Raw genomic sequence first — 13,048 nt, forward strand, 5'->3', positions numbered from 1 at the left:
GAGATACCGCCTTGATGAAAGGCATTTTGGGACATAAAAACCGGGGATGATCCGCGTGGCCTTCGTGCCGTGCGGGAGAATCGCTTTATGGATAGTCAGGTTAATCAATAACAATAATGACCACACAATGTCGCTCACCCGAGCTGTTGCCTCTGAAAATCATTGCCACCGGGGCCGCGTTGCCGCCCAACCGCGTGGCGTCTTCTACGCTCGACGTTCGCCTGGGGAAACCGGCCGGCTACGTTGAAAAACGCTCGGGCATCGTTTGCCGCTATCACGCCGCCGACGATGCCAGCCAGGCCGAACTCGCTGCCGCTGCGCTGCAAGATGCGCTGGCTCGCCACGCCATCCCGGCAGCTTCCATTGACCTGCTGATCTCCGCCTCGGCGATATCGGTGCAGGCGCTGCCATGCACCGCCGCGCATATTCTCAAGGTGGCGGGGCTGGCGGCGGGCACGCCGGGCTTCGACATCAACAGCAGCTGCGTCAGCTTTATCTCTGCGCTGCAGGTGGCGGCGGGGCTGTTGAACGCCGGGACGTATCGGCGTATCGCCATCGTTTCGGCGGATCTCGCTTCACGCGGCATCGACTGGCAGCACGAAGAATCGTCGCTGATCTTCGGCGATGGCGCCGCCTGCGCCATTGTGGAGCGCGGCGACGGCGCCAGCGGCATCCTCGCCAGCCTGGTGGAAACCTACCCCGCCGGCAGCGAACTGTGCGAGATCCGCGCCGGCGGCACGCGTCGCAACCCGCGCGCCGGCATGTGTGAGCAAGACTTCCTGTTTCATATGCAGGGCAAGCCGCTGTTCCGCCAGGCCTCGGCGCTGATTGAGGGCTACCTCGACCGGCTGCTGAACGCCAGCGGCCTGACCCTGGCGCAGATCGCCACCGTAGTGCCGCATCAGGCCAGCCATCTGTCGCTCGAACATATGCGCAAACGGCTGCACGTCTCCAGCGAGGCGCTGGTCGATATCTACCGCCATCATGGCAATCAGGTGGCGGCGTCTATCCCGACGGCGCTGCATGCCGCCGTGACCACCGGGCGCTTCAATCCCGGTCAGCCGGTGATGCTGATCGGCACCGCCGCCGGGCTGGCGCTGGCCGGCATGGTGTTGCTGCCATGAGGGTGCTGGTCACCGGGGCGACCAGCGGGCTGGGACGCAACGCGGCGCAGTGGTTGCTGGAGGCCGGACATCAGGTGCGCGCCACCGGCCGCGATGAGCGGGCCGGCGCAACGCTGCGCCGGCTGGGCGCCGAGTTTTGCGCGCTCGATCTGGCGCAGGCCACGCCGCAGCAATGTCGGGAGCTGGTGACCGACTGCGAGTGGGTGTGGCACTGTGCGGCCAAGTCTTCGCCCTGGGGCAGCAAGGCGGAATTTCACCGCATCAACGCCGCGGCGACGGAGAAGCTGGCGGAGGCGGCGGGGCGCTGCGGCGTGCGGCGCTTCGTGCATATCTCCACGCCGGCAATCTACTTCGATTTTCAGCCGCATTACGATCTTGACGAGGGTTACCGCGCCCGGCGCTTCGCCAATCACTATGCCGCCAGCAAGTATGCGGCCGAACAGCGCCTGTTGGCGCAGGCGAAGATCTATCCGCAAACCACCTACATTATGCTGCGGCCGCGCGGCCTGTTTGGCCCGCACGATCGGGTGATCGTGCCGCGGCTGTTGCAGCAGCTCGAACGCGATCGCGGCGTATTGCGATTGCCCGGCGGTGGACAGGCATTGCTGGATCTGACCTTTGCCCCCAATGTGGTGCACGCCATGGAGCTGGCCAGCCGGCAGCGCGGATTGCCGTCCGGCGCCGTGTACAACATCACCAATCACCAACCGCAGCGGCTGGCGGACATGCTGGATGCGCTGCTGCGTCAGGCGCTGGGGCTGAGTTACCGGCTGCAGGCCGTGCCCTATCCGCTGCTGCATTCACTGGCCGGTGGCATGGAGCTGTGGGCAAGCCTGAGCGGCAAGGAACCGATGCTGACGCGCTACAGCGTGGCGGCGGTGCACTTCGACATGACCCTGAGCCAGACCCGCGCGATCGAAGAACTGGGCTATCGGCCGCGTTACTCGATGGAAGAGGGGATCCGCCTGACCGGCGAGTGGCTGCGGCAGCAAGGAGGCGGACAACATGGCTAAAGTCACCGTTTTTGAAGTGGGCTATTGCACGCATATCGGCTGCATGGCGCTGCGCGGTGCCGGGTTCCGGGTGTGCAAATTCCCGGCGCGCGCCTATCTGCTGGAGGTAGGGGAGCGCCGCTGGCTGTGGGATACCGGCTACGCGCATTATTTTCAGCAGCACACGCAGTCGGGGCTGTTCAGCCTTTACCGCCGCATGACGCCGGTCTATTTCGATCCCGCCGAGTCGTTGGCGCACCAGCTGCGCGAAGCCGGTTACACCGAAGGTGACATCCAGGCGCTGATCGTCTCGCATTTTCACGCGGATCACATCGCCGGGCTGCAGGATTTCAGCCAACTCGACTTTATTTGCTCTGGCGAAGGCTGGCAGCAAACCCGTGGGCTGCGCGGTTTTGCGGCGCTGAAGCGCGCCTTTATTCCCGGCCTGATCCCGGCGGACTTCGAGAGCCGCCTGCAGTTTATGGAGGCTTTTCCCTCGGTGGCGTTGCCCGCGCTGCTGGCGCCGTTCGATCGCGGTTACGTGCTGCCGGGCAGCGAAGGGCAGATCGTGCTGGTGCCGCTGCCGGGGCATGCGGCCGGCCATATCGGCGCCTTTATCCTCACCGATGCCGGTTGGACACTGCTGGCCAGCGACGCCGCCTGGTCGCCGCAGAGCTACCAGACGCTGCGCGGGCCTTCGCGCCTGGCCAATCTGGTGATGGACGACGCGGCGGCGTACACCCGCACGCTGGAGCGGCTCAACCAGCTGTGGGCGGGCGGCCAGGTCAACATTTTGCTGTGTCATGAGGGGGACCTGTGATCCCCTTCATGACCCTTTGGCACTATTTTCGCGCCCGACGCCTGCGCTTTGGCGATCGTGCGGCGCTGGAGGCGTATCAGGCCCGGCAGCTCACGGGCTTTGCCCGCCGGGTGCTGAGCAAGAGCCCCTATTTTCAGCGGTTCAGCCGCCGGCCGTTCGCCGAATGGCCGCAGATGGACAAGGCGCTGATGATGGCGCAGTTCGACCGGATGAATACCGCCGGGCTGCAGCGCGATGCGGTGCTGGCCTGCGCGCAGCGCAGCGAGGCGGATCGCGATTTCACGCCGAAGATCGGGCGCTACAGCGTCGGATTGTCGTCCGGCACCTCCGGACAGCGCGGCGTGTTTGTCGTCAGCCCGCGCGAACAGCAGGTGTGGGCCGGCGGCATGCTGGCGAAAATGCTGCCGGACGGGCTGTTGGCCGGCGAGCGCGTTGCGCTGTTTCTGCGGGCGGACAATAACCTCTATCACAGCGTGAACAACCGTTGGCTGAGCCTGGCGTTTTACGATCTGCTCGCGCCGTTCAATGCGCATCTGCCCGCCTTGGAACGGCAGGCGCCCAGCATCATCGTGGCGCCGGCGCAGGTGCTGCGCGCCCTGGCGCTGGCGGTGCTGGCCGGGCAGGTGACGCTGCCGGTCAAAAAAGCGATCTCGGTCGCCGAGGTGTTGGAAGAGCAGGATCGCCGCCTGCTGCTGCAGGTGTTTCCGGCGGTTGGCGAAGTGTATCAGGCCACCGAGGGGTTCCTGGCCGCCACCTGCGCGCACGGCACGCTACATCTGAACGAAGAGTTTTTGCATATCGAACCGCAGTGGATCGACGAACTGCGCTTCACGCCGCTGATCACCGACTTTACCCGCAGTACGCAGCCGATCGTGCGCTATCGGCTGGATGATGTATTGGTGCTGCGCCAGGAACCCTGCCCATGCGGGCAACCGACGCGGGCGATCGCGCGTATCGAAGGGCGGCGCGACGATCAGCTGATGTTACCCGATGCGCAGCGGCAACCGCAGGCGGTGTTCGCCGATGCCTGCAGCCGGACGATCGCCAATGCGTTGCCGCTGACCAGCGATTACCGCCTGATCCAGCGCGGCGAGCAGCGGCTGGAGCTGATTGCCGATTGCAGCCAAGCGGAATTGGCGCACTGCCAGGCGCAGCTGATCGCACTGTTCGCCCGTCAGGGCATCGCCACCGAGCGGCTCGAATGGCGGCTGACGACGCAGGCGGTGCTGCCGCAGTTCGATCGCAAGCGGCGGCGCATCGTGCGCCAGGCGGAGGAAGCATGAAAAATACGCTGTTCAGGCTAGGGCACATGTTGCTCGGCTGGGGGACGGTCGGGGTCGTGTATAGCCTGACCGATCGCCTGCAGGGGGCGGGAACCCTGTTGCCGCCGTCGGCGCTTGATCGGGCGATCCCGTTCAACCCGGCGGCCATCTGGCTCTATCTGTCGTTTTTTCTCATCGTCCCGGCAGGCTATTTGCTGGCGCCGCTGCGGCGAATCAAATGGCTGACGCTGGCGATGCAGCTGACGGCGCTGGGCGCCGGAGCGGTTTACCTGCTGTGGCCGACCACCATGGCCTATCCGCAGAACGAGGGCGTTGGGATCAGCGCGCAGCTGCTGGCGGCGTTAACGCAGGTGGATTCGGCGCAGAACTGCCTGCCTTCGTTGCACATGGCGCTGACGGTGCTGGCGGTGTGGGCGCTGAGCGACGGCGAGCGCAAAATGCGGACGGCGCTGTGGATGCTGTGGGGCGTGGCGATCGCGTTCTCCATTCTGCAGCTGCGCCGTCACTTGTTTGTCGATTTGGCAGGTGGCGCCTTGCTGGCGCTGTGCGCCGGTGGGCTGGCGCTGCGTATAAAGGCCCTGCGCAGGCGCGTGGTTAAAGGAGAAATGGGATGAGCGATCTGGCGTTGCCGATAGTGTTCATGCTGTTCATCGTGGTGGCCGAGGCGGTGGCGCTGCAATGGGGGCGCCGTGAGCCGGTCAACTGGCACGATCTGGTGTTCAATCTGAACTCCGGCCATATCATGCTGTGGCTGTTCCGCGGGCTGGAGATCACCTGCTACGGCTACGTGGCCGCGCATTTCAGCCTGGGGCTGCTGGACGCCTGGCCGCCGCTGCTGATGTGGCTGTTCGCCCTGCTGGCGTGGGACTTCGGTTTCTACTGGCTGCATCGCCTGCACCACCGCTTCCGCGTGCTGTGGGCGGTACACGTGGTGCACCACCAGGGGGAGCACTTCAACCTGTCGCTGGGGGTGCGCAACTCCTGGTATTCGTCGCTGACGTCGATCCCGTTCTTTTTGCTGCTGGCGCTGGCGGGCGTGCCGCTGTCGGTGTTCGTCGCGGTGTCGATTTTTCACTACAGCATTCAGCTGTTTAACCACAATGCGCTGACGCCGAAGCTGGGCGTGCTGGAAAAAATCCTGGTCACGCCAGCGCACCACCGGGTGCACCACGTCAAGGACATGGCGTATTCCAATAAGAACTTCGGCGGCAGCTTTATCTTTTGGGACAAGCTGTTCGGCACCTTCTGCCCGGCGTTGCCGACCACGCCGTTCAGCTATGGCGTCAGCGGTGACAGGCCGTCTGCCAACCCGTTCTGGGCGAGTAATCTGCCGTTCCTGCGCTATTTGCGTCTGACATGGCGCCCGGCGCCGGGCCGACCACGCGACCGCCGTTCGGCACTCAGCGTATTCAGCGGCGCCATGCTGTTGTTCACGCTGGTGGTCGGCTACGTCTACCAATACGGCTATGGTTACGGCGACATCAGCTGGCCGCAAATGGCGCTGCTGGTGCTGCTGGCGTTGGGATCGGTAGCGCTGGGCGGCATGACGGAAGGGCGGCCGTGGGCGAGCGCCGTCTGGCTGCTGATCGCGCTGGGCATGCCGCTGCTGTTTATCGGCTATCTTGGCTGGCCGCAGCGCTATTGGCATATCGCCATGGCCGCCGTGGCGCTGCATGCCCTGTGCATCGCGCTGGGCTGGGGGCGAGTGGCCGCATCGGCCGCCGTGGAGGAACCGCATGGCTGAGTCATTGCCGCCGCTGCGTTTTCCCGCCGATGGCGAGCAGGCGTTTCATCGCGATCTCAAGCGCGCGGCGCACGCCTGCCTGGCGGGCGATCATCGCTATGCCGATGCCGCGCGGCTGGTCAAGGCCGCGCTGTTGTTGGTGTTGTGCGCCGGGTTTTACGCGCTCAGCCTGATGCAGCATCAGCCATGGGCGTTTTTCCTTTGCTATTTCCTGTTCGTGACCATGGGTATGCTGCTCAACGTCAACGTCAACCACGATGCTTCGCATAACGCCTTCCTGCGTGCGCCCTGGGCCAATCGCCTGGTGGGGCGGGTGGTGACGCTGCCGCTGGGCGTCGATCCGGACTATTGGCGTACGCGGCACGTGGATTACCACCACGTTTACGCCAACGTGGAGCATTACGATCTGGACACCGAAGAGAACGGCTTTTTCCGCCAGACGCCTTTCCAGCGCTGGCGGCCCCATATGCGCTATCAGCATCTGTACTGGCCGCTGATCGCCGCGCTCTCCTTGCCCTATATCGCCTGGATTTTCGATTGGTCCGATCGGCTCGATAAAACGCCGCTGCGGGAAAAACGCGTGCTGGCGGGGCGCGGCGGTTGGACGCTGTTCGTGCTGTGCAAGCTCGCGCATCTGGCGCTGGTGCTGGTGGTGCCGCTGATCGTGGGCCACTTGCACGGCATCGGCTGGGGCTGGGTGTTGCTGGCTTACGCGCTCAGCCAGATGTGCGCCTCGCTGCTGGTGGTGTTCTTGCTGCTGGGCACCCATTGGGCGCAGGCCGAGTTTTACCCGGCGCCGACGGGCGACAGCATGCCGCAAGGCTGGTATCGGCACAATTTCGCCACCGCCTGCGACTGGCAGCCCGAAACGCGCTGGCTGGAGCATCTGACCGGCGGGCTGAACTATCACCTGACCCATCACCTGTTTCCCGGTTGGAATCACCGCCACTATCCGGCGCTGGCCGCCGCGGTGGCGGAAGTGGCACAGCGGCACGGCATGGCGTACCGCTGCATCGGCTATCGCGAACTGCTGGCGCAGCAACAGCGCTTCTTGCGGCGGATGGGGCAGCCATGAAACCGCTGCGTCCGTTAGCCTATCGGCGCGACGACAACGGATTGCACCGCGCGCTGATGCAGGCCGCCCAGCATTATCTGGCGGCCAACGGCGATCACCGTTTCGCCGACGGCGGCATGCTGGCGAAGGTCGCGCTGCTGCTGGCGCTGTGCGGCCTGTGTTACGGGCTGAGCCTGCAGCAGCAAAACGGCTGGGCGTTTTTCGCTTGCTATTTCGGTTTTATCTTTATCGGCATGTTCCTGACGGTGAACGTGGTGCACGATGCTTCGCACAACGCGTTTTTCCGTCGGCCCTGGGCCAACCGTTGGCTGAACGCCCTGGTGAGTGTGCCGCTGGGACTGGACCCCGACTGCTGGCGCGTGCGGCACGTGCTGTTCCACCATGCCCATAACAATATCGAACATTACGATCCCGACATCGACGCCAACGGCGTGCTGCGGCAAACGCCGTTCCAGCGCTGGCGCCCCTTTATGCGCGCGCAGCGTTACTATTGGCCGCTGGTGGCGGCGCTGACGTTCCCGTACTACATCTGGTTGTTCGATTGGCTGGACAGGGCGGGCCGCACCCGCGTGGCGGCGCGCATGGCGCAGCAGGGCGTGCGTGGCTGGTGCGGGTTTCTGGCGGGTAAGGCGGCACACCTGCTGCTGGCGCTGGCGATCCCATGCTGGCTGCTGCCGCCGGCTATCGGCATCGGGCAAATTCTGCTGGTCTATTTGCTGAGCCAAATGCTTTCTTCCTTGCTGTTCGTGATGTTGATCATCGGCACCCACTGGGCCAAGGCCAACTTTTATCAGGCGCCGGCGCAGGGCACGATGCCGCACGGCTGGTATCACCACGTGTTCGCCACCACCTTCGACTGGCTGACCCGGCCGCGTTGGCTGGGGTACTGGCTCGGCGGGGCGAACCTGCATTTGACGCATCATCTGTTCCCGCACTGGAGCCACCGCCATTACCCGGCGCTGAGCCGCATCATCGGCGAGGTGGCGCCGCGTTTCGGCATCGACTACCGCCTGCTGGAACTGGAGGAGCTGTTGCGTCTGCAGCAACGCTTCCTCAGCGCGATGGGCCGCAAGCCGCACTAGCGTTGCATGCGGATTGTGCGAGGCGTTACGCAGTTCACTAATTGAACGATATTTGCCCTTCCAGTAGACTTTCCCTCTGTGAATCAACGGCCACAGGAGGTGGACTATGCGCAGCTTGCCGATTCGGTTATCGAACAAAATTGATGATGATCTGAACGATATCGCCCGGCGTCACGGGATGGAAAAAACCGAGGTAATCAAAATGGCGTTTGCACTGATTACCCTTGCCGATAAGTACTGGATGAAACAGGATGGTACTTCTCTTGGCATTGTACGGGAGAAGGGTGAACAGCTTGAAGCGGTGGGGCGGGTCGTGGAGATCTTCCCATGAACATCGAAAGCCGTAATCTGCGCGATGAGGCCAGCCAGGTTTATCTGGAGCAGGTCTTGGTCTTCGACGAAATGGAGCGGCTGCGCCTGGCACGCCAGGTGCTGTGCGGGATATTCGCCGTCAGCGTGGGCGTATTCGCCGCCCACGCGTATTGGGAGAAAAACGAAGCGCTGAATCAGGTGTTTGAGCTGGTGAAGATCGGCGCCTTGCCGCTGGTCACGCTGGTGGTCTCTTTTTACTTTCCCAACAGCGCGTCCAAATAAGGCGCCGCGTCAATGCGACTTCATGCCCGCCGCGGTCATCAGCAGGCGGAACAGTGAGGCAACCACGAATAACCCCAGCACGCTGGCGCTCCAGATGATCACCAGCCAACCGATGCGTTTCCACCAGGGCGCCGGAGCGGCGGTTGCCGTTTTATCTTGCATAGCGTCCTCCCTTCTCAATGATAGCCGTGTTCATGGCTGATCTTGCCGCGGAACACGTAGTAGCTCCAGAAGGTGTAGACCAGAATGATTGGGATGATGAACAGCGCGCCCACCAGCATAAAGCCGAGGCTCTGCGGTGGTGCTGCGGCGTCCCACAGGCTGATGGCCGGCGGGATCAGGTGCGGCCAGATGCTGATGCCAAGTCCGCTCAGGCCGAGGAACACCAGCAGCAGCGTCAGCATAAACGGCGAGTAGTGCGCGCCGCGTTTCACTCCGCGTTGAATTCCCCAGGCGCTGAGCAGCACCAGCAGCGGTACCGGCAGCAGCCAGAACAGGTTAGGCAGCGTAAACCAGCGGGCGGCGATTTCCGGATGGGCGATCGGCGTCCAGACACTGACCGCAGCCAGCACCAGCAACAGGATGGCCAGCAGCGGCGTCGCCAGGTGATACATGCGTGCCTGCAGTTCACCGGCGGTTTTCATCACCAGCCAGGTACAGCCGAGCAGGGCATAGGTCACCACCAGCCCCAGCCCGCAGAACAGCGCGAACGGCGTTAGCCAGTCCAGCGCGCCGCCGGCGTATGTGCGGCCTTCTACCGGGAAGCCGTTGATCACGGCGCCCACCACCACACCCTGGCTGAAGGTGGCGAACAGTGAGCCCCAAATAAACGCCTTGTCCCAGATATGGCGCTTCTCCGGCGTCGCCTTGAAGCGAAACTCGAAGGCCACGCCGCGGAAAATCAGCCCGATCAGCATCAGCGTCAGCGGGATCGCCAGCGCGTCGAGGATGACCGAATAGGCCAGCGGGAAGGCGCCGAACAGTGCGGCGCCGCCCAGCACCAGCCAGGTCTCATTGCCGTCCCACACCGGGGCGACGGTGTTCATCATCAGATCGCGGTCGCCGCTCTCTTTCACCCACGGAAACAGGATGCCGATGCCCAGGTCGAAACCGTCCATCACCACGTACATCATGGTGCTGAACACGATGATGACAAACCAAATCAGCGGAAGATCGATACCCATGTTCAGCTCCTGTCGTCCAGAGTGTCGTTGACCGCGGACAGCGGACGCGCCGGCCGGCCCTCGGTATTGTCTTCTTGGTGTTCATGCGGCTGCGGCCCTTTGCGGATCAGGCGCATCATGTAGGAATACCCCACGCCGAACACCGAACAGTAGACGATGATGAACGCCAGCAGGCTGATGCTCATGTGCAGGTCGCCGTGCGCGGAGACTGCATCCTTGGTGCGCAGCAGGCCGTACACCACCCACGGTTGGCGGCCGATCTCGGTGGTGAACCAGCCCGCCAGCAGCGCCAGCAGCCCGGAAGGGCCCATCCACAAAATGAAGTACAGGAACGGACGCGACTGATACAGCCCGCCGCGCCAGCGCAGCCACAGGCTCCACACCCCGGCCAGAATCATCAGCATGCCCAGCCCGACCATGATGCGGAACGACCAGAACACCACGGTGGAGTTGGGGCGATCTTCCGGCGGGAAGGATTTGAGCGCCGGTACCTGTTCGGTCAGGCTGTGCGTCAGGATCAGGCTGCCGAGGTAAGGCACCTCCAGCTTGAAGCGGGTTTCTTCGCGCTGCATGTCCGGCCAACCGACCAGGATCAGCGGCGTGGCTTCGCCCGGCGGATTTTCCCAGTGGCCTTCGATGGCGGCGATCTTCGCCGGCTGGTGTTTCAGCGTATTCAGGCCGTGCGCATCGCCGATCATCGCCTGCACCGGCGCGACGATCAGCGCCATCCACATCGCCATCGACAGCATTTTGCGCATCGCCGGGGTATCGCGGCCACGCAGCAGGTGCCAGGCGGCGGAGGCGCCGACGAAGAACGCCGAGGAGAGGAAGGCGGCGGTGGACATGTGCAGCAGGCGGTACGGGAAGGATGGGTTGAAGATCACCTTCAGCCAGTCGACCGGCACCACCTGGCCGTTGATGATTTCATGCCCCTGCGGCGTCTGCATCCAGCTGTTGGAGGCCAGGATCCAGAAGGTGGAGATCAGTGTGCCGAGCGCGACCATGCAGGTGGCGAAGAAGTGCAGGCCGGGGCCGACGCGGTTCCAGCCGAACAGCATCACGCCGAGGAAACCGGCTTCGAGGAAGAAGGCGGTCAGCACTTCATAGGTCAGCAGCGGCCCGGTAATGCTGCCGGCGAACTCGGAGAAGAAGCTCCAGTTGGTGCCGAACTGATAGGCCATCACCAGCCCGGAGACCACGCCCATGCCGAAGTTAACGGCGAAAATCTTTGACCAGAAATGGTAAAGCTCGCGGTAGGCTTCATTGTGCGTTTTCAACCATAACCCTTCCAGCACCGCCAGATAGCTGGCTAAACCGATGGTGATGGCGGGGAAGATGATATGGAAAGACACGGTGAAGGCGAACTGTATTCTGGCGAGTTCCAGTGCATCAAGACCCAGCATGGCGCCTCCTAGGGTTGAACATAAATTAACCTCTTGAGTATAGCTGTCATTTTTATGTGAAATACTTGGCGTTAAGTTAAGCACGGAGTACAGTGACTATAATAGTGACAGTTATTTTACTTTTTCATATAACAGTTAATGGTTATGACCCGATACGAGCAGCTTGCGCAGCAGATTAGAGAACAGATCCAGAACCGGGTGTGGCGGGCGGGCGACAAGCTGCCTTCGCTGCGCGAGAGCGGCAAACGCGCCGGATTAAGCCTGATGACGGTGGTGCAGTCTTACCAACTGCTGGAGAGCCAGGGGTGGATCGTCGCCCGCCCGCAGTCGGGCTACTATGTGGCGGCGCGTCCGCAGCCGCTGCCTCAGCCTTCGCGCGGCGAGAAACTGTTGCTGAGCGAGCAGGTGGACATCAACGCCTTTATTTTTGACGTGCTGCAGGCCTGCAAGGATCCGGACATCGTGCCTTTCGGTTCGGCCTTTCCCGACGCCACGCTGTTCGCCCAGCCGAAGCTGGCGCGGGCGCTGAGCAGCGTAGCGCGCAAGTTCACGCCGCACAGTTCGCTGGCCAACCTGCCGCCGGGCAACGACGCGCTGCGGCGGCACATTGCCCAACGCTATGCGCTGAGCGGCATGCAGGTTGCCCCGGACGAAATCGTCATCACCGCCGGGGCGATGGAGTCGCTCAGCCTCAGCCTGCAGGCGGTGACCCAGCCGGGCGACTATGTGGCGATCGAATCGCCGGCGTTTTACGGCGCGCTGCAGGCGCTGGAACGGCTGCGGTTAAAGGCGGTGGCGATCGCCACGCATCCGCAGGACGGTATCGATCTGGACGCGTTGCAGCAGGCGGTGGAACAGTATCCGATCAAGGCCTGCTGGCTAATGACCCACTTCCAAAATCCGCAGGGCGCCACCCTGCCGGAGGCCAACAAGCAGCGCCTGGTGGAGCTGCTGCGCGAACGGCAGATTTCGCTGATCGAAGACGATGTCTACGGTGAGCTGTACTTCAGCGCCGAACGGCCGCTGCCAGCCAAGGCGCTCGACAGCGGCGGCCAGATCTTGCACTGCTCGTCGTTTTCCAAATGCCTGGCGCCGGGCTTTCGCGTCGGCTGGGTGGCGGCGGGGCGTTATGCGCAGCAGATCCAGCGTTTGCAGCTGATGAGCACCGTTTCCACCAGCGTGCCGACCCAGATGGCGCTGGCGGATTATCTGCTGCACGGCGGCTACGATACCCATCTGCGGCGGCTGCGGCGCCTGCTGGCTCAACGCCAAAGCGCGATGCGTCAGGCGATCGCCCACCATTTCCCGCCGACGGTGAAGGTCAGCCAGCCCGACGGCGGGTATTTCCTGTGGCTGGAGCTGGATCCGGCGCTGTCGTCGATGGAACTGTACCGGCGGGCCCTTTCCCGGGGCATCAGCATCGCGCCGGGGCGCATGTTCACCACCGGCGACCATTTCAACCACTGCTTCCGCCTCAACGCCTCTTTTGAATGGAACGATCGGTTTGAAGAGGCGATCAAAACCTTAGCCAAACTTATCCGGGGGCTGGCTGCGACCGGTTGAACCGCGATTTGCAGCGGGCTTTGCCCCAGAAAAATTCATAATGCTTTTTTCGGCAATGGAATGCCGGTTTCGTTGTTAGACAGCCCTCCAGCCGCCCATTACTCTGCGATAAATTTTGTCACATTTTTATCAACGGGTAGACGAGGGGCAGTGGGTGAGTAGAATAAAAAACAAGCTAAACAAA

General features: G+C 63.1%; 14 protein-coding genes. 11 read left to right on the forward strand and 3 right to left on the reverse strand.

What is annotated here, in order from left to right; genetic code table 11:
• The first annotated feature begins 116 nt into the window (after positions 1 to 116).
• From ACJ8J5_RS03565 to ACJ8J5_RS03610, 10 genes are all read left to right on the forward strand, one after another.
• A complete protein-coding gene (locus tag ACJ8J5_RS03565; RefSeq protein WP_414104418.1) occupies positions 117 to 1,124 on the forward strand; it encodes a 3-oxoacyl-[acyl-carrier-protein] synthase III C-terminal domain-containing protein in 1,008 nt (335 codons plus the stop codon).
• Complete coding sequence (locus ACJ8J5_RS03570) at positions 1,121 to 2,137, forward strand: NAD-dependent epimerase/dehydratase family protein (RefSeq protein ID WP_025303197.1); 1,017 nt, start codon at positions 1,121 to 1,123, stop codon at positions 2,135 to 2,137. The genes ACJ8J5_RS03565 and ACJ8J5_RS03570 overlap by 4 nt, the downstream gene beginning before the upstream one ends.
• A complete protein-coding gene (locus tag ACJ8J5_RS03575) occupies positions 2,130 to 2,936 on the forward strand; it encodes an MBL fold metallo-hydrolase (protein ID WP_043138513.1) in 807 nt (268 codons plus the stop codon). Before ACJ8J5_RS03570 ends, ACJ8J5_RS03575 begins: the two co-directional genes overlap by 8 nt.
• Complete coding sequence (locus tag ACJ8J5_RS03580; RefSeq protein WP_164067328.1) at positions 2,933 to 4,219, forward strand: F390 synthetase-related protein; 1,287 nt, start codon at positions 2,933 to 2,935, stop codon at positions 4,217 to 4,219. The genes ACJ8J5_RS03575 and ACJ8J5_RS03580 overlap by 4 nt, the downstream gene beginning before the upstream one ends.
• Positions 4,216 to 4,833, forward strand: a complete 618-nt coding sequence (locus ACJ8J5_RS03585; protein ID WP_089181016.1) for a phosphatase PAP2 family protein — start codon at positions 4,216 to 4,218, stop codon at positions 4,831 to 4,833. The genes ACJ8J5_RS03580 and ACJ8J5_RS03585 overlap by 4 nt, the downstream gene beginning before the upstream one ends.
• Positions 4,830 to 5,963: a sterol desaturase family protein gene (locus ACJ8J5_RS03590; RefSeq protein WP_025303193.1), complete on the forward strand. Its 1,134-nt coding sequence runs from the start codon at positions 4,830 to 4,832 to the stop codon at positions 5,961 to 5,963. The genes ACJ8J5_RS03585 and ACJ8J5_RS03590 overlap by 4 nt, the downstream gene beginning before the upstream one ends.
• Complete coding sequence (locus ACJ8J5_RS03595; protein WP_414104419.1) at positions 5,956 to 7,038, forward strand: fatty acid desaturase family protein; 1,083 nt, start codon at positions 5,956 to 5,958, stop codon at positions 7,036 to 7,038. The genes ACJ8J5_RS03590 and ACJ8J5_RS03595 overlap by 8 nt, the downstream gene beginning before the upstream one ends.
• Positions 7,035 to 8,120 (forward strand): acyl-CoA desaturase, encoded by a 1,086-nt coding sequence (locus ACJ8J5_RS03600; RefSeq protein WP_043138502.1) that lies wholly within the window; start codon positions 7,035 to 7,037, stop codon positions 8,118 to 8,120. The genes ACJ8J5_RS03595 and ACJ8J5_RS03600 overlap by 4 nt, the downstream gene beginning before the upstream one ends.
• 106 nt (positions 8,121 to 8,226) lie before the next feature.
• Positions 8,227 to 8,451, forward strand: coding sequence for a hypothetical protein (locus ACJ8J5_RS03605; RefSeq protein WP_025303190.1), 225 nt, complete (start codon positions 8,227 to 8,229; stop codon positions 8,449 to 8,451).
• A complete protein-coding gene (locus ACJ8J5_RS03610) occupies positions 8,448 to 8,714 on the forward strand; it encodes a hypothetical protein (protein WP_167324385.1) in 267 nt (88 codons plus the stop codon). The genes ACJ8J5_RS03605 and ACJ8J5_RS03610 overlap by 4 nt, the downstream gene beginning before the upstream one ends.
• A 9-nt stretch (positions 8,715 to 8,723) precedes the next feature.
• On the opposite strand, the gene ACJ8J5_RS03615 is transcribed toward ACJ8J5_RS03610, so the two are convergent.
• The 3 genes from ACJ8J5_RS03615 to ACJ8J5_RS03625 are packed head-to-tail and all read right to left on the reverse strand — an operon-like array spanning position 8,724 to position 11,301.
• Positions 8,724 to 8,876 carry a DUF2474 domain-containing protein gene (locus tag ACJ8J5_RS03615; RefSeq protein ID WP_071605360.1) on the reverse strand — a complete coding sequence of 51 codons (153 nt, stop codon included), beginning with the start codon at positions 8,874 to 8,876 and terminating at the stop codon, positions 8,724 to 8,726.
• Positions 8,877 to 8,890: 14 nt separating this feature from the next.
• Complete coding sequence (gene cydB, locus ACJ8J5_RS03620; protein WP_025303188.1) at positions 8,891 to 9,898, reverse strand: cytochrome d ubiquinol oxidase subunit II; 1,008 nt, start codon at positions 9,896 to 9,898, stop codon at positions 8,891 to 8,893.
• 2 nt (positions 9,899 to 9,900) lie between these two features.
• A complete protein-coding gene (locus tag ACJ8J5_RS03625; RefSeq protein ID WP_016927376.1) occupies positions 9,901 to 11,301 on the reverse strand; it encodes a cytochrome ubiquinol oxidase subunit I in 1,401 nt (466 codons plus the stop codon).
• 144 nt (positions 11,302 to 11,445) lie between these two features.
• Between ACJ8J5_RS03625 and ACJ8J5_RS03630 the strand changes: the two genes are divergently transcribed.
• Positions 11,446 to 12,864 (forward strand): aminotransferase-like domain-containing protein, encoded by a 1,419-nt coding sequence (locus ACJ8J5_RS03630; protein WP_025303187.1) that lies wholly within the window; start codon positions 11,446 to 11,448, stop codon positions 12,862 to 12,864.
• The last annotated feature ends 184 nt before the right edge of the window (positions 12,865 to 13,048 follow it).

It is taken from the genome of Serratia sp. CY43202 (assembly GCF_052168755.1).
GTDB classification, from domain to species: domain Bacteria; phylum Pseudomonadota; class Gammaproteobacteria; order Enterobacterales; family Enterobacteriaceae; genus Serratia; species Serratia bockelmannii.